Source organism: Exiguobacterium sp. s95 (genome assembly GCF_018618655.1).
GTDB lineage: Bacteria > Bacillota > Bacilli > Exiguobacteriales > Exiguobacteriaceae > Exiguobacterium_A > Exiguobacterium_A oxidotolerans.
The window spans coordinates 36,943-53,318 of the sequence record NZ_JACSMM010000005.1 but is presented as its reverse complement, the minus strand read 5'-3'; the positions used below and the strand labels follow the sequence as shown (position 1 = coordinate 53,318).

The window sequence follows — 16,376 nt, the reverse complement described above, 5'->3', positions numbered from 1 at the left end:
TTTTTACTCTGTTTTTCCTTCGTAGGACATCATGCCGCCATCCATGTTGATGACATTGTAGCCTTGTCCTTCGAGATATGTTGTCGCGCGACCGCTGCGTGCACCAGAGCGACAAACCATGACGTACTCTTTTTTCTTATCGAGTTCATTCATTTTAAATTCAACGAGACCAAGCGGAATATGATTCGCTCCAGGAATCTTGCCTTCTTTCACTTCGTCGACTTCACGTACGTCGATGATGTTTAAGTGTTCCCCGTTTTCAAGCTTTTCCTGTACTTCTTTAGCGGTTAGTCGTTTCATTTACTTCATCCTCCTTTAGTTTACGTTCAGCGCCACGCATTCATGCCGCCTGATACTTCCGTTACGTTCGGATAACCTGCTTTTTTGAGTTGCTTGACAGCCTGTTTACTTCGCATCCCGCTTTGACAGATCACGATAACTTCCTTGTCTTTCGGAATTTTGTCGAGTTGTGCCGGTAACGTTTGGAGCGGAATGTTTTTGAACCCTTTAATGTGGTTTCCTTTAAATTCGCCCGGTGTCCGGACGTCCAAGTAAAACCGATTACGCTCATTTAATTTACTTTTTAGTTCAGTTGTTGAGATTTTCGCGACACCTTTCGTCGGTGCAAACATGCGGTAAGCAAGAAACGCGACGATCAGTAGAAAAACAACGGTTAAGATATCCACTTTGTGATGCCTCCATTCTCTAAGTTAGATGAAGAGATTGACGTTTCCGTTTTCTGCGTCTGCGAGGTATGCTGCAACACCTGCGTATTCAATCCCATCATGCAATTCTTCTTGTTTCAGACCAAGCAAGTCCATTGTCATCGTACAAGCGACAAGCTTCACGTCTTGTTCTTTTGCAAGTTCAATCAAATCCGGAAGTGGCATTGCGTTGTGTTTTTTCATGACGTTTTTGATCATTTTTTGACCGGCACCACCGAAGTTCATTTTCGAAAGTGGCATTTTATCTGCACCGCGTGGCATGAATTTACCAAACATTTTTTCGAGGAACGTTTTATCCGGTTGAATCGGTTCATCTTTACGCATCGCGTTTAATCCCCAGAACGTATGGAAAATCGTGACTTCGTGATCATACGCTGCTGCTCCATTTGCGATGATATATGCCGCCATCACCTTATCGTAATCTCCACTGAACAATACAATCGTTGTTTTTTTAACATCTGACATTTAACTAATTCCTCCGTCTGCTTTTACCCATAGGGGTATAAATTATTCTAAAAAATTTTACCGGCTTTTTAAAAGCAATTGAACGGCTTCTGCAACAGCCTGTTCATGATTTTCTTCTGTCTCATCATTTTTGACACAACCGATGAGGTTTTCACTCACAACCAGTCCGATGACACGATCAATCGCGCTACGTGTCGCACTGAGCTGTGTGACGACATCCTTACAAGAAGCATCCTCTTTCATCATACGGACGATGCCATGTAGTTGTCCCTCAATCCGGTTCATTCGATGAATGATTCGATCTTCATATAATTTTTCCATTTGAAGACCACTCTCCTTTTTCGTGTGACGTTCGTCATACCTCGTTGGTACATTTCATACTTTAATACCTATGGGGGTATAAGTCAACGGAAAAGTTTTCTTTTTTTAATTCTGTTTGAATTCTTCCACTACCATCGCCATCCACTTCTCGGAAAGCCGCGTCGGTTGTCCCTTTAACGTCACGAATTGAAAAGTCCGATTGTGAACCGGATCTTCGTTGTGAAGCCGGTAGTTTGCTGAATCGAGCATCTCTCCCGCCAACCGCTCGGAAATCATCGAAATACCCGTTCCATTTTCAATCAACTGTTTGACGAGACGATTCGAATGGACCGTAATGATACGTTGCGGAACGATATCATTCGTTGCTAACCAGGATTCGAGTGCTGCTCGCCCGGCGGACCCCTCCTCACGGTAAATGAATGTCGCCTCACTGAGGTCGAGTTCTCGTCGACCAATCACCCGGAGGCGATCGAATGTAAACGGCGTTACCTCAATTTGTGGTGCTTCGACAACTCCTTCGACTAGACCTAAATCAATTTCGTAATGAAGCACAGCTTGTTCGACTTGTTCCTGATTCATCAATTTCGCATCAATCACGACTTCCGGATACAGATTTACAAAACGATGGATCATTTTTTCGAGCATCGTTTCATAAATCGTATGTGTCGCAGCAATCTTCAAATGACCGCGGACAAGCCCCTCGAGTTCATCCATCTCTTGATCGAGTCGCTCCACTTGATGCAGGATTTCTTTCGCATGGCGATAAACCAATTGTCCGGCTTCTGATATTTCAATCGTCTTATTAAAGGAATGCCGGTGAATCAACGCTTGTCCAAAATGCGTTTCTAACCGTTTTAAATGCAGACTGACCGTTGGTTGTGAAATATAGAGTTGTTCTGCTGTCTTCGTAAAGTGTTTCGTTTCAACTAATGAAATAAACGTTCTTAGTTCGTGGAGACGCATTCTTTTCCCTCCTCATTAACCTTTATAATCATTTACATCAGTATAATCTATTTTCGTAATGAATTAACACGCTGTACAGTAAAGATAGATTAAGTACAAAAGAAAGAAGGGTTTACTGCATGGAATTCATCCTGTTTATACTTTTAGGGTCAACAATTGGTATCTTATCCGGTTTTTTCGGAATCGGCGGAGGGATTATTTTAACTCCTCTCTTATTAATCCTCGGTTATCCACCCAGTACCGCGATCGTCCTCAGTCTGTTATTGACACTCGGTTCGACCGTGACCGGGACGGTATCCCATATGCGTCTGAAAAATTTTCATGTCCGTGATGCGTTAGCCGTCGGATTATCCGGGATCGTCGGTTCTGCCGTCATCACGCCGGTCGTCTTTTGGCTCGAACAACGGACTGGAGCCGATGCCATGATTTCTGCCCTCTACATCGTCTTGTTGACGTGGTTTGCGATTCAGTTCTTAAAACCATCGAAACGAAAACCAGTCGAAGGACATATCACACAAGCGAATCTTTATAAATTGATCGTCATCGGATTTGCTGCCGGGATTCTCTCCTCCCTCATGGGGGTCAGTGGTGGCTTCCTGCTTACGCCACTCTTGATGGGATGGGTCCGTTTCCCACTCAAACAAGCCATCGGCACGAGCATCGCCTCGGCGACACTGATCGTCCTCGGCGGTGTCACCAGTTATCTTGCTTCCGGTACCGAAGCTCCGCTTTATCTCGGCATTGCTTTAATCGTCGGTGCGTTTATCGGCTCTCCGATTGGTGCTTCTTTACTCCATCTGTTCGAAGATCGTTTCGTCCGAAAGAGTCTTGGCATCTTTTACGCCGTCGTCGCCGTCAGTGTCGTCTTGAAAGTCTTAGAGCAGGAAACAGGATCGCTCATCTTGCTCGGCATCTTTACGATTGGGCTATTGCTTCTATTTTTCTATCAAAAAGTAAGAAGTAGACATTCCTAGGACATAAGTCTTTTTGAATCGCGTCCACAGCGAAAACAATCTTCATAACCCTTTACGTGCAAACTAAAGAAACTGCCCTCAGCGGACAGTTTCTTTTTTGATTTTTTCAGGCTTCATGATCTTCGCCTCTTTTTTCTGCCGCATCCGTTCTGCGTTCATCAATCCACCGAGCATCAAAACAACGGAGGATAAATAAAACCAGGTCATCAAGACGATAATTCCTGCGAGCTGACCGTAGAGACGATTGTAACTCCCAAACTCCGCATAGTATGAGAAGACTTCCGATACGACCTGCCAGGCAATCGTCGTAAATAATGCCCCCGGGAGTACTTGACGAATCGTCAAACGGACACTCGGTAAAATGCGATACAACAATACAAAGAACACAAATAGAAACAAGGAACCGAGCCCCCAGCGGAATACAAACCAAATGGACGAATAGTCCGCTGCAACATCCGCGATGAGTGCAAAATGATTGATGAAGCGTCGGGCCAATTTCTCGGCGACCGGAACAAGCAGCGAAAACGGCAAGATGAACATCATCCCAATCGTAAATCCGAAGTCTTGTAATAAGCCCCGCCAAAACGGCACTTTCCTTGTCACCTCGAGGGCATCATTGAGGGACCGGACGAGCGACTGGACAGACATCGAGGCGAGCCAAAAGGCTGCGACGAAGCTAATCGAAGCAAGTTTTAATCCCCCTTCGTCAAAAATCCCTACGACATTTCGGCGAATTAAATCATAGGTTTCTGCTGGTGCGAAAGGACGAATCAAATCAAGGACTTCACCGGAAGTGAATGGTAAAAAAGATACTAATCCGACAACGAATAATAAGAATGGAAATAAGGACAACATCAAATAATAGGCCAGCTGTGCCGACTTATCGAAAAAAGCTTCGCCAAAAAAGCGAATAAAAACCGGTTTGACTAAAGACATGCCAAGTTCCTCACTTTCGATTGATTCTCTTATCTATCCCCCTTCCCTCTCCCACTTAATCTGTGAACGTCTTTTGAACGTATCAAAAAACGGGCAATTGCTATGAGTTGGCGCTTCCTCCATTCACCTTGTACACTAGAATAAGAAACTCTGTCGCTTTGGATGAAGAAAGGACTCAAACGCCGTGCAACATTTACTAGACGAAGCAGAACGCTTCTTGACGACTTATATAGAAGAGACACCACACACAAAAAATCGTTTGAACGACGTGCGCGATGAAATTTTACGAACGGGAAGCTATACACAAACAACGGACGAAGTGACGTTCGGAGCGAAACTTGCTTGGCGTAACAGCAACCGGTGCATCGGACGGCTCTTTTGGGATCAACTGCACGTCATCGATGCCCGTGCGGCGACAACGATCGAAGCGATTCGAGACGCGTTGTTCCACCACATTCGCCACGCCACCAATGAGGGACGGATCCGCTCGACAATCACGATTTTCCATCCGCAACGTGTCCGCGTCCTCAATCATCAACTGATTCGTTACGCCGGCTACGAAACGGCCGACGGCGTACTTGGTGATCCCGCATCCACCGCTTTCACGAAACAATGTCAGGCACTTGGGTGGACGGGACACGGGACCGCCTTTGATATTTTACCGCTGTTGGTTGAACTCGATGGTCAAGTAACACTCCATGAGATTCCACAAGAACTGATTCTTGAAGTTACAATCATCCATCCCGACTATGATTTGTTCGCAGGACGCGACATCAAGTGGTACGCCGTCCCGATGATTTCCGATATGCGTCTTGAAATCGGCGGCATTTCGTACCCGTGTGCTCCGTTCAATGGCTGGTATATGGGAACTGAAATTGGAGCCCGTAACCTTGCTGACGCGGACCGTTATAATCTCTTACCGCTTGTCGCTGAACAACTTGGTCTGAACACGTCCCGTGAGCGCGCCTTATGGAAAGACCGGGCCCTCGTCGAACTCAATGTCGCCGTCCTCGAATCCTTCGAGCGGTCCGGAGTGACGATCGTCGATCATCATACGGCGGCCAAACAATTCGCCCGGTTCGAAAAAAATGAAGCCACTTGCGGTCGCGACGTCACTGGGGAATGGTCGTGGCTCGTTCCGCCGATGAGCGGAGCAGCGACACATGTCTTCCATAAAAATTATGACAATGCGTTACAGCGACCGAACTTTTTCCCGAAACAGACGCAAGCCACGGGATGCCCGTTCCACCAGGAGGTGCCGTGGTGAATTACGTCAAATCCATCCGTGATTTAGTCGGACCCACTCCACTGATTTTAGTCGGTGCCGTCGTCCTCGTCATTAAGGAAGGTCAGATTTTACTCGAACAACGAAATGAAGAACAAGCACGTTTCGGTCTTCCGGGTGGTCTCATGGAATGGGAAGAATCGACGGAAGAGACGGCCCGACGCGAATTATTCGAAGAAACCGGACTCGTCGCAAAGACGCTCAAGCTGCTCGGTGTCTACTCCGGTAAAAATTACGTCACGACACTCGCGAACGGGGATGTCTTTCAAAGTGTCACCCTCGCATACGTTGCGTCCGATACTTCCGGCACACTCCGTGTCAGTGATGAAAGTGTTGCATTGACGTATGTGTCCCTGACGGACTTACCGGATAACATCGTCGGTTCGCATCTTCTGATGATTCAAGATTATATAGCAAGTATTTCTTCATAAATTCATTCTTAGAGACGAGGCATTTTCCAATGATGAACAAAATTATGCTTATCATGCTGGGTGGCACTGGAATCTTATTCGTAATTTTCGCCATCCTCGTCATGATCAGCTTATGGACATGACAAATAGCCATTCGTTCTAAAGTAGTGCTTGCTACTTCCGAACGATGGCTATTTTTTTCGTTAACGAATGGCTTTACTCATGACGAATTGTTTTAAATCACGTTGCGCCCATCCTTCTGCACGCAATGTTTCCCAGACGAGTGGATTCGTCGACTGCAATTGATACGTCATTCCACTCAAACGTCGGGTCGCTTCCGTTGCGATGCGCGCGACCTCCGATTCTTCCGTCACAATGGCAAAAATCGAGTCGTTTGAAGCAGCGATGAATGCTCCATCCAGTTCATAATAGGTGGCCTTTCTATATTTCATCACGCCCGGATCTTGTTGCCAAATGTATTCGCCTTGTTGGGCGTATCTCCGTTCAAATGCCACTTCATCAATCTCAACGAGTGGATTCACCTGGTTCGGTTCATCGCGCTGAAAATAACCGAGTTCATGGTCTTGGCGGTAGCCAAGCTGGTGATACAAATCAATTGCAGGTGTATTACCTTGGATGACTTCAAGCATTAATCGATCGACTTCCAGCTCTTTCGCATAACTTAGTTGAGCCTCGTATAATGCTTTTGCGATGCCGAGACGGCGATATTGCGGATCTACTCCAAGCCCGCCACACCGCATGACTTGCTCTTTTTTAATTTTCTTGAGGCCGTTCAGCCATAATCCGACAGGTCGTTCTCCATGAAAGGCGACAAACGAGTGTTCCAATTGATTGGCATCTCGCGTCAAAATCCGTTCCTGAAACACTTCAAATGACAAACCGAGCGGAATCATGTAATCACTGAACCCTTCTTGCATCGCGTTGTAGGCAGATTCTAAATCAGGATTTCTTTTAATATGAATCATATGTAGTCCCTCCTCTTCTCTCTTCAATCGTTCGACTTTTTACAAGATGTTTCCTGCACTTGTTTCCAACAAAAAAATCACCCCCGATGAAATCGAGAGTGATCATGTACTTAATTTAATTTCGAACGGCTTCTTCCGTAACCGAAGTAGACAAGCAAACCAATCGCTGTCCAGATGAAGAACGCAATCCACGTAAAGGTTTGGAGATTCAACATTAACATGATACACGCGAGGACCGATAAAATCGGGAGAACCGGGACGAACGGGACTTTGAACGCCCGTTTTAAGTCCGGACGCGTCCGACGCAAGATGATGACGGCGATTAACGCGAACGCAGCGAGTGTCCCGATGTTAATCAATTCCGCCAACGTACCGAGCGGGACGAATCCAGCAATCAAACCAGAAGCGGTACCGAGAATCCAAGTCGCCTTGACCGGTGTATGCGATTTTTCATTGACGTCCGAGAAAACTTTCGGTAATAATCCATCACGACTCATCGCAAACAACAGACGGACGAGACCAAATGTCATGACAAGAATAACTGTCGTCATCCCGACGATGGCTCCAATCCGGCAACCCAGTTTTGACCTGCGACTTTTAACGCAAGCGAAACCGGACTATCGACACCTTCAAATTGTTTGAACGGGACGATTCCGACCATAATTGCAGAGACGACGATGAACAAGATGACGACGGCGACTTTAACGAGTACCATCACGTTATTGACACGTTTTGTTTCCTTGATTCCAAGTGACAACAAGAACGTAATGACCATCAAAATTAAGAATGCCGGTAAGTTAAAGAACGTTTCACTGCCAGGTACGGCGCCCGGTGCCGCACGGAGCGCCGTCGGAAGTTCAATGCCGAATTCCGATAACAACGACTGGAAGTAACCTGACCACCCTGTCGCGACGGCACTCGAAGCCAGACCGTATTCTAAAATTAAACACCACCTGATGATCCAGGCAACGAGTTCGCCAATCGTAGCGTAGGTGTATGTATATACACTACCCGAGACAGGAATCATCGAGGAAAATTCGGCATAACAGAGGGCGGCTAACGCACAAACGATGGCTGAAATAATGAATGAGACCGGTAATGCTGGACCTGCGTATAAGGCGCCTGTTCCTATTAAAACGAAAATACCTGTACCAATGATGGCACCGATTCCGAGTAAAAAACTCCTTCGCATACTAGCGAAGGAGTTACACGTTACTTACGGACGATCGTTTGGATGATCAAGATTTGGTCCACGATTTCCATCTGGGTCAATCGGATAATCATCCTGTTGTGCCAAATCATTTTCAGGAAGCGCACCTTTTGGCTTACCGTGCGTCGGTTTCTCATCAGTCGATTCCGTCGAACGGGAAGCACGTGGGGCACGGTCTGGCGTGACATCATCTGCTGCTTTCGAAGCTGCACCTTTAGCCGCTTCTTTCAGGCTTGGCTTAGGAGCTGATGGAGTTCGGTCCGAAGCAAGACTCGACGTATCAAGCTCTGTCTCTTCTGCTTTCTTCTCGAGACGATCAAGGTAGCGCGAAGCATTATCGCGACCACCTAAACCAAAGGCGAGGCCGAAGGCAAGGGCGGCTGCTCCGAGAATCAAGATGAAGGCCGAGTTGACGATCGTCGCTGCGACCCCAAGTTGATCGAGTGCCATGAAGATCGCGAGGGCTAAAATCGCATAACGTGCAACATTCGATAGGACTTTAAGATCAGAACTGCCGAACAAACTATCCATCGCGCGTTTGACCAAGTTACTGACGATAATCCCGATTGCGAGAATGACAATCGCCGTCAAGACACTCGGAAGGAAGGCAAGGACAGCTCGTCCAAGATCGACCATGAAGTTCAGACCAATCAGGTTAAAGGCTTCGACGACGAACAGGACGACGATGATAATCTCAACGAGAGCACCGACGAGTGAAGAAGGTGACATCGACGTATTGTTAGCATCCCAGTTTCCAATTTTCAAGTGACGTGTCAAATTGTTAAAACCGAGTCGGACGAGAAGGTCGGTGACGAATTTTTTTACAAATCGTCCAACATAGACACCGACGAGAATCAAGACGACGCCGATTACAATGTTCGGAATCATTCCGAGGACATCGTTTAGCATGTTGATTGCTGGTGCACTGATTCCTTCGATGTTCAGTTGATCAAGTGCTGAAATCGTGATCGGAATCAAAATCAAGATGAAGACGACTGTCCCGAGAATTGACGAGACCGATTTTGAATCTTTTTGATTGTCTGTCCCGATGTTAAAACGGGAAGCAAATTTATCCGTCCCAATCGCATGAAGGAAGTTCGTCACGATATCGCGGACAATTTTTGCGACCAGGAACCCAACTAGCAAAATAGCTGCTGCTGCGATTAGTCGTGGGATGAAGCTTAAGAACGAGGATAACAGTTGACTGAACGGTTCCGAAACACTGTCAATGTTGAGGGCATCAAGTACACCTGGTAGGAAAATCAATAAAACCAAGTAGAAGACGATATCCCCGGCAATTTTCGGATAGTTCGATAGATCGGCTTGTCCTTGTAACATCTTGTTTGAACGAACCTTTTCGTTCGCCATCAACTTTGTTCCACCTTTGACGATGACCATCCGTAAGACGACGGCAATAATATAGGCGAACAGTAGAACGAGTGCAGCTTTTAAGATGTTCGGAATTGCCGCAAGCAGCGTGCTCATTGTGTCTGCGAGTGGTGCTGCAATGATGCCAAGATTAAGAATGTTGAACACTAAAATTAGTACAAAAACCATTAAGACCCAAAAAATAACTGTTCCAACGACTTTTTCTGGTGTCCATTTCTTTTTCTTCGTTGTCGCTTCAGCTGACTTTTCTGGCATCAACTTCTTGACGACACCTGACTTTTCTAGTGCCTTTTGAATGCCGTTCGCAATTAATTTTGCGATCAGCCAACCAATTAGGAACACAAGTAGTGCACCTAATATGTTACCAAGAACACCGAACATTCCGTTCAGGTTTAGCGAAGTATCGTTCCACATATTGTTCATCCTGTCACACTCCTTTTTTAAAAAATGAATTATCGGCATACCTTTACATCTATCATTTCCCCCTGTTGTGAATGAAGTAAACACGCTTTCAGTCAAATTGACAGACAATTCAAGAAACACTAAAAAACGGATGACCCTCGCGAGAATCATCCGTTTCGACATTGTTTATTTGATTAACGTGACGTTGCCTTTCCGGCGACGGTCTGATCGTGTAAGACGTCTTCAATCGCTGCATACCCGCCATCGATGTTAATGACATTCTTCACACCGAGTGATTGCAGGACGCTGACTGCCATCCGTGACCGGACACCTGATGCACAGTGGACGGCGATCGGTTGGTAACTCGGAAGCTCTTCATGACGTGACGCAAGTTTTCCGAGTAAAATCCGGTGAGCCTGTTCATAATGGCTCTCCTCCCACTCTGTTTTATTTCGGACGTCAAGGACGTAGACGTCACCGGCTTCAGCTGCCGCGATGGCTTTGTCTGCTGTCCAGTCCGGATAACTTTCTGTTAACTGACTCGCTGTCAGTTCTTCGACATCAATCAATGTCACGAAACGATCCAGTCCGATCGATTGTAAATCCGTTTGAATCGTTTCCAGTTGATCCGTTGCTGCGAGAATGGCGATATCCTGATTGAAATCGACTAACCAGCCTGCCCAGGCGACGAATTTCGAATTGTAGGGAATGTTGATTGTCCCCGGTACATGTCCGACACCAAATGTTTTTCCGTCTCGTGTATCGACGACTTGCATCGTCTTGACGAGTTCTTCCACCGTGTTCGCTTCAGCAAGGCGTGGACGATCAACTTCTGTCGTCACGACAATGCCTTCTTTGTTGACTTTTTTCATCATCGCAAAGTAGTTCGGTGGTTCTGGTTGATCCGTTGTTAATTCTTTAACAAATGCCGCTTCATCCTCCATCCGGAGTGCCCAGTTCGTCACTTTTTCGTAGCCGACCGTCGATGTCGGAACAGCACCGAGGGCTTTCCCGCACGCGCTTCCTGCACCGTGTCCCGGCCAGACTTGTGTGAAGTCAGGCAGTTGTTTGAAGCGTTTCAAGGACTGGAACATTTGCTTCGCACCGAGGGCTGTCGTTCCTTGAATACCGGCTGCTTCTTCCAGTAAATCCGGACGTCCGATATCGCCGACGAAAACGAAGTCACCTGTGAAAATCCCCATCGGAACTGTCTGATCACGATCGTATAAGACAAACGAGATGTGTTCCGGCGTATGACCTGGTGTATGCATGACTTCAAACGTCACATTCCCGACTTTGAACGTCTCCCCGTCTTTGACGAGACGGGCATCAATCTCTGAAGCAAAACCATACTTCCAAGAAGCATCGCCTTCGTTTGATAGATAAGCTGTCGTTCCGAGACGCTTCGCGAATTCGCGTGTCCCAGAGACGAAATCGGCATGAATGTGTGTTTCCGCCGTCGCCGAAATTCGAAGCCCTTCTTTTTCCGCTTCTTTGAGATACGGTTCGATGTTTCGTGCCGGATCGATGACGATCGCTTCCCCCGTCTTCTGGCACCCTACCATATATGAAGCTTGTGCTAATTTTTCATCATAGAAATAGCGTAATAACATAACGATTCCTCCTTTAGTTGAATGGTCGTACCCGATTGATCGTTGCTTAGCGTGTGACGTTTCCTTCCCAGCTCATCATTCCGCCGTCGACGTTCGTGACGTCGAAGCCTGCTTGTTCCAAATACATCGAAGCATTCATACTCCGTCCACCCGATAAGCAAATGACGTGGAGCGGTTGAGAGGCATCCAGTTCAGCCGTGCGTTCCGTCAATTCAGATAATGGAACATTTTTAGCCTGTTCGATATGACCGCCTGCGTATTCATCCGTTTCGCGGACATCAATCAACTGGATTGATGCATCCGTTTGAAGTGTTTGTTCAAGTTCAGTCGTCGACATGTTTTTCATGAAGTTTCTCTCCTTTTGTTGCCCGTTCGGCAAAATGATTTCTGCTCATAATATACCCCCTGCGGTATTAAAAATCAAGGGAAAGGATTATTCCGACAAAAAAAGCAGCCCCTCTCCTCGAGGAACTGCTTCATTTCTTACGATCCTGTCATACGACTTCTTTTTCGGAAAACTGGCTGTTGTAGAGGTCCGCATAGAAACCATCTGCTTTTAGCAACGCTTCATGCGTTCCTTGTTCAATGACACGCCCTTGATCCATGACGAGGATTAAGTCCGCATCTTTAATCGTCGACAGGCGGTGGGCGATGACGAAACTCGTCCGTCCGTCCATCAAGCGTTGCATCGCCTGCTGGATGAAGATTTCCGTCCGCGTATCGACGCTCGACGTCGCTTCATCCAAAATCATGATCGGTGGATCGGCGAGAACCGCACGGGCAATCGTCAACAATTGTTTTTGCCCTTGTGAGATGTTCGAGGCCTCTTCGTTCAAGACCGTCTCATACCCGTCCGGTAACGTCCGGATGAAGTGATCGGCATGGGCTGCTTTCGCCGCATCGATGATGTCTTCTTCCGATGCTCCGACTTTCCCGTACGCGAGATTATCGCGGATCGTCCCGTTAAAGAGCCACGTATCCTGTAAGACCATCCCGAAGGTCGTCCGTAGGTCTTCCCGGGAGATGTCACGGGTATCGATTCCGTCAATCCGGATCGCACCACCGTTTAATTCATAGAAACGCATCAACAGGTTGATTAAGGTCGTTTTCCCAGCACCGGTCGGACCGACGATCGCGACGGTTTGTCCCGGCCGGACATCGATGTTCATGTCTTCAATCAAGAGGTCTTTTCCGTAACCGAAGTCAACGTGTTCAAACGCGACGGCACCTTTCGCACGCGCGAGATGATGCGTTGTCACTTCTTTGATTTCCTCTTCTTCATCTAACAATTCAAAAACACGTTCTGCTGCTGCGACCGTCGACTGGACGATATTTGCGATGTTCGCCGTCTGCGTGATCGGTTGTGTGAATTGTCGGGTATACGTGATGAAGGCTTGAATGTCCCCAATCGAGATACTGCGTTGCGTCACTAAAATCCCGCCGACGACACTGATCAAGACATAACTGATGTTCCCGATGAACATCATCATCGGCATGATGATGCCGGAAATGAACTGCGCTTTTCGTCCGGCATCATAAAGCTGTTCATTGACGTCGTCAAACTCTGCGACGGCTTTCCGTTCGTGACCGAACGCCTTGACGACCGGATGTCCCGTATACATCTCTTCGACGTGGCCATTCAGCTGACCAAGCGTCCGTTGTTGATCAGCAAAATACTTTTGCGACCGTTTTAAAATCGGACGGATCGCAAAAATCGATAACGGTAACGTCACGAGTGAAATCAGCGTCAAGAGCGGACTGATCGTCAGCATCATGATTAAGATCCCGACGATCGTGACGATTGACGTAATGAATGACGTGACACTTTGTTGGAGCGTACTCCCAATCGTATCGATATCGTTCGTCACCCGGCTGAGCGTTTCCCCGTTCGGTCGTCCGTCATAATACTTCAGCGGTAATCGCTCAAGTTTCTGATTGACGTCCTCTCGTAAGTCATACACCGTTTTTTGGGCGACGCTCGACATGATGTATTGCTGAATGTAACTAAATATACTACTGATGACGTAAAGTCCTGCGAGCAGTAACAAAATCTGACCAATCTTCGTAAAGTCGATTTCAGCGCCCGGCACCCCTTGGAACTTCGCATACGCCCCTTCGAACAGTTCTGTAATCGCTGTCCCCATGATTTTTGGTCCTGCGATCATAAAGACCGTACTGAGAATCGCGGCGACAAACACAGCAATCAGTGCCGTCCGCCGTGGTTTTAAATAGGCGAGTAACCGACGGAACGTCGCTTTGAAGTCTTTCGGTTTCTCCCCCATCATCATCATGTTTCCACCGCCGGGACCGCCACCCGGTCCACCCGGAGGTCCGCCGGCAGGTCGTTTCGTTGTCTGACTCATGCGATTTCCTCCTCTGACAGTTGGGATTTGACGATTTCTTGATAGACATCGTTTGTTGCGTACAGTTCGTCGTGCGTGCCGATTCCTGCGACGCGCCCTTCTTCAAGAACGATGATTTGATCCGCATCCATGACCGTACTGACACGTTGGGCGACAATCAGAACGGTCGCTTGACGCGTTTCTTCTTTTAATGCTTTTCGGAGTGTTGCGTCCGTCTTGAAGTCGAGGGCGGAGAAGCTGTCATCGAACACATAAAGGTCGGGTTTCCGGACGAGCGCCCGGGCAATCGAAAGCCGTTGTTTTTGGCCACCGGAAACGTTTGATCCGCCTTGTTCAATCACGGAATCGTACCGGTCCGGCATCCGTTCGATGAAGTCGGTCGCTTGGGCGACACGCGCTGCATGTTCGATTTCTTCTAATGATGCATCCTGTTTCCCGAAACGGATGTTGTCCGCAATCGATCCCGTGAACAATAGGGCTTTTTGTGGCACGAAGCCGATTTTCGAACGTAATTCCTCTTGCGGGACGTCACGACTGTCGACGCCGTTGACTTGGATGCTGCCACTCGTTACGTCGTAAAAACGGGGAATCAAATTGACGAGCGTCGATTTCCCGGCACCGGTCCCGCCGATGACAGCGGTGATTTCACCAGGACGTGCTTTGAAGCTGATATCCGACAGCACCGGCGCTTCTGCTCCCGGATAGCTGAACGTCACGTGATCGAAGACGAGCGTGCCCGGCTCACGGTCTGCTGAAGCGCTTCCTTCATCGACCATCGTCGGTGTCATCTCGAGGACTTCATTAATCCGTTTCGCCGAGACCGCAGCACGGGGAATCATGACGAACATGACGGATGCCATGACGAGGGCGAACATGATTTGCATGACGTATTGGATGAACGCCATCAGGTCACCGATTTGCATGCCGCCGTTATTAATCCGGATTCCACCGAACCAAATGACGCCGACGACCGTCAAGTTCATCACGAGCATCATTGTCGGCATCAAAAATGCCATGATCTTATTGACCTTAATCGAGACGTCCGTCAGATCCGCATTGGCTTGCGTCAAACGGACTTTTTCTTCTTTCTCCCGGTTGAAGGCACGAATGACACGGATGCCTGTCAAATTCTCACGTAAGACGAGATTTAACCGGTCGAGTCGTTTTTGGACCTGTCCGAACAGCGGCACCCCTTTCCATAAAATCAACAAAATCGAGACAACGAGGACGGGCATCGCGGCAACGATGACGAGTGATAGTTTGGCATCCTTCGAGACCGCCATGATCAGACCACCAATGAACATGATCGGTGCACTGACGACCATCCGCAACATCATGATGACGACTTGTTGGACTTGTGTGATGTCGTTCGTCGTCCGTGTGATCAGCGACGCTGTTCCGACTTGGTCGAACTCTTGCAGTGAAAAACGTTCGACGTGGTTAAAGACTTTCCGGCGAATGTCGCGCCCAAGCCCCATCGCCGCTTTTGATGAATAATAACTTGCGGCAATTGCAGCTGTCGCACCGAGTGCCGTGATGCCCAGCATGACCGCACCAATTTTCCAAATGTAGCCTGTATCCCCGACGACAACGCCTTTATCGATGATGTCTGCCATCAAAGTCGGTAAATACAAATCGGACATCGACTGGGCGAAGACGAGGACCAATACGGCGAGGACCGCCCATTTATAGACTTTTAGGTTTTTGAGTAACTTAATCACGTGTACAACCTCCGTTTCCTGGCGGGAGAATCTCTTTCATGCCACGGGCAATGATGTCATGAGTCGCAAGCATCTGCTCGAAGGCTTCCGGATCAATCGTTTCCAAAATTTTCTCGAGGCGTTGTTGCATCCCGGTTTCTTGTTGTTTCATCTCTTGAACGAAACGTTCTCCTTGTTCACTGAGCGACAAAATCACTTCGCGCCGATTTTGTTCGTTCGTCTCGCGGACAATCCAGCCGGACTGCACCAGTCCTTCGATCGATTGACTGAGCGTACTTTTCGGTAAGTGGGTCTGTGCTGCCAAATCTTTTTGGGTAATCGGTCCGCGCGGTGCAATCGTCATTAAACTATGAAATTGCGGCATACTGAGTCCATTTTCCTGTGCCGTCTGATGGGCAAAACGCATCAAGTGGCGCTGGATGTTCCAAAACGATTTCATCATCGTTGCCGATCGTAAATTTTCCTGCTGTTCTGTTTCCATGGATTCAACTCCTTTGTTCAATTTCGAATCGTTCCATTTGGAATGATTATCTATGTAAACTAAACTACGCCGATTCATTCGTAAAGTCAACTAAATAACAATGTGAAAATGCACATAATATTTTTAGCAAAT

Annotated in this window: 16 protein-coding genes and 1 pseudogene; 3 read left to right on the top strand and 14 right to left on the bottom strand. The window is 47.6% G+C overall.

Translation table 11 applies throughout. The features are described from left to right. Window positions 1-3: 3 nt before the first annotated feature. The 5 genes from KNP99_RS10095 to KNP99_RS10075 all read right to left on the bottom strand — a co-directional run bounded on the left by KNP99_RS10095 (window position 4) and on the right by KNP99_RS10075 (window position 2,474). Entirely contained in the window at window positions 4-300 is a 297-nt protein-coding gene (locus tag KNP99_RS10095; RefSeq protein WP_088836180.1) for a rhodanese-like domain-containing protein, read from the bottom strand. A 26-nt stretch (window positions 301-326) separates the two neighbouring features. Beyond that, entirely contained in the window at window positions 327-632 is a 306-nt protein-coding gene (locus KNP99_RS10090; protein WP_088838404.1) for a rhodanese-like domain-containing protein, read from the bottom strand. Window positions 633-710: 78 nt separating this feature from the next. Continuing rightward, a complete protein-coding gene (locus tag KNP99_RS10085; RefSeq protein WP_088836179.1) occupies window positions 711-1,190 on the bottom strand; it encodes a DsrE/DsrF/DrsH-like family protein in 480 nt (159 codons plus the stop codon). A gap of 57 nt (window positions 1,191-1,247) precedes the next feature. Continuing rightward, on the bottom strand, window positions 1,248-1,511 hold the full coding sequence (locus KNP99_RS10080; protein WP_029332497.1) for a metal-sensitive transcriptional regulator: 264 nt from the start codon (window positions 1,509-1,511) through the stop codon (window positions 1,248-1,250). Window positions 1,512-1,616: 105 nt separating this feature from the next. Beyond that, window positions 1,617-2,474 carry a LysR family transcriptional regulator gene (locus KNP99_RS10075; RefSeq protein WP_215193214.1) on the bottom strand — a complete coding sequence of 286 codons (858 nt, stop codon included), beginning with the start codon at window positions 2,472-2,474 and terminating at the stop codon, window positions 1,617-1,619. 119 nt (window positions 2,475-2,593) lie between these two features. On the opposite strand from KNP99_RS10075, the gene KNP99_RS10070 reads away from it, so the two are divergent. Continuing rightward, window positions 2,594-3,448 (top strand): sulfite exporter TauE/SafE family protein, encoded by an 855-nt coding sequence (locus KNP99_RS10070; RefSeq protein WP_088836177.1) that lies wholly within the window; start codon window positions 2,594-2,596, stop codon window positions 3,446-3,448. A gap of 78 nt (window positions 3,449-3,526) precedes the next feature. On the opposite strand, the gene KNP99_RS10065 is transcribed toward KNP99_RS10070, so the two are convergent. Further along, a complete protein-coding gene (locus KNP99_RS10065) occupies window positions 3,527-4,384 on the bottom strand; it encodes a YihY/virulence factor BrkB family protein (RefSeq protein WP_088836176.1) in 858 nt (285 codons plus the stop codon). Window positions 4,385-4,568: 184 nt separating this feature from the next. Between KNP99_RS10065 and KNP99_RS10060 the strand changes: the two genes are divergently transcribed. Next, window positions 4,569-5,651: a nitric oxide synthase oxygenase gene (locus KNP99_RS10060; RefSeq protein WP_215193213.1), complete on the top strand. Its 1,083-nt coding sequence runs from the start codon at window positions 4,569-4,571 to the stop codon at window positions 5,649-5,651. Beyond that, entirely contained in the window at window positions 5,648-6,100 is a 453-nt protein-coding gene (locus KNP99_RS10055) for an NUDIX hydrolase (RefSeq protein WP_353048589.1), read from the top strand. Before KNP99_RS10060 ends, KNP99_RS10055 begins: the two co-directional genes overlap by 4 nt. 182 nt (window positions 6,101-6,282) lie before the next feature. On the opposite strand, the gene KNP99_RS10050 is transcribed toward KNP99_RS10055, so the two are convergent. From KNP99_RS10050 to KNP99_RS10015, 8 genes and pseudogenes are all read right to left on the bottom strand, one after another. Next, window positions 6,283-7,065, bottom strand: a complete 783-nt coding sequence (locus KNP99_RS10050; protein ID WP_214767269.1) for a GNAT family N-acetyltransferase — start codon at window positions 7,063-7,065, stop codon at window positions 6,283-6,285. Between the two features lie 110 nt (window positions 7,066-7,175). Beyond that, window positions 7,176-8,242 (bottom strand): annotated as a pseudogene (locus KNP99_RS10045) (amino acid permease); the annotation flags it as partial. Between the two features lie 39 nt (window positions 8,243-8,281). Further along, window positions 8,282-10,087: a mechanosensitive ion channel gene (locus tag KNP99_RS10040; protein WP_214767271.1), complete on the bottom strand. Its 1,806-nt coding sequence runs from the start codon at window positions 10,085-10,087 to the stop codon at window positions 8,282-8,284. Between the two features lie 173 nt (window positions 10,088-10,260). Continuing rightward, window positions 10,261-11,679 carry an MBL fold metallo-hydrolase gene (locus tag KNP99_RS10035; protein ID WP_215193211.1) on the bottom strand — a complete coding sequence of 473 codons (1,419 nt, stop codon included), beginning with the start codon at window positions 11,677-11,679 and terminating at the stop codon, window positions 10,261-10,263. Between the two features lie 46 nt (window positions 11,680-11,725). Further along, window positions 11,726-12,025, bottom strand: coding sequence for a rhodanese-like domain-containing protein (locus KNP99_RS10030; RefSeq protein ID WP_088836170.1), 300 nt, complete (start codon window positions 12,023-12,025; stop codon window positions 11,726-11,728). 148 nt (window positions 12,026-12,173) lie between these two features. Next, complete coding sequence (locus KNP99_RS10025) at window positions 12,174-14,042, bottom strand: ABC transporter ATP-binding protein (protein WP_088836169.1); 1,869 nt, start codon at window positions 14,040-14,042, stop codon at window positions 12,174-12,176. Next, the gene (locus KNP99_RS10020; protein ID WP_088836168.1) at window positions 14,039-15,763 is read right to left on the bottom strand and encodes an ABC transporter ATP-binding protein; all 1,725 of its coding nucleotides are present in this window, start codon (window positions 15,761-15,763) and stop codon (window positions 14,039-14,041) included. The genes KNP99_RS10025 and KNP99_RS10020 overlap by 4 nt, the downstream gene beginning before the upstream one ends. Then, entirely contained in the window at window positions 15,756-16,244 is a 489-nt protein-coding gene (locus KNP99_RS10015) for a MarR family winged helix-turn-helix transcriptional regulator (RefSeq protein ID WP_088836167.1), read from the bottom strand. Before KNP99_RS10015 ends, KNP99_RS10020 begins: the two co-directional genes overlap by 8 nt. Window positions 16,245-16,376: the final 132 nt, after the last annotated feature.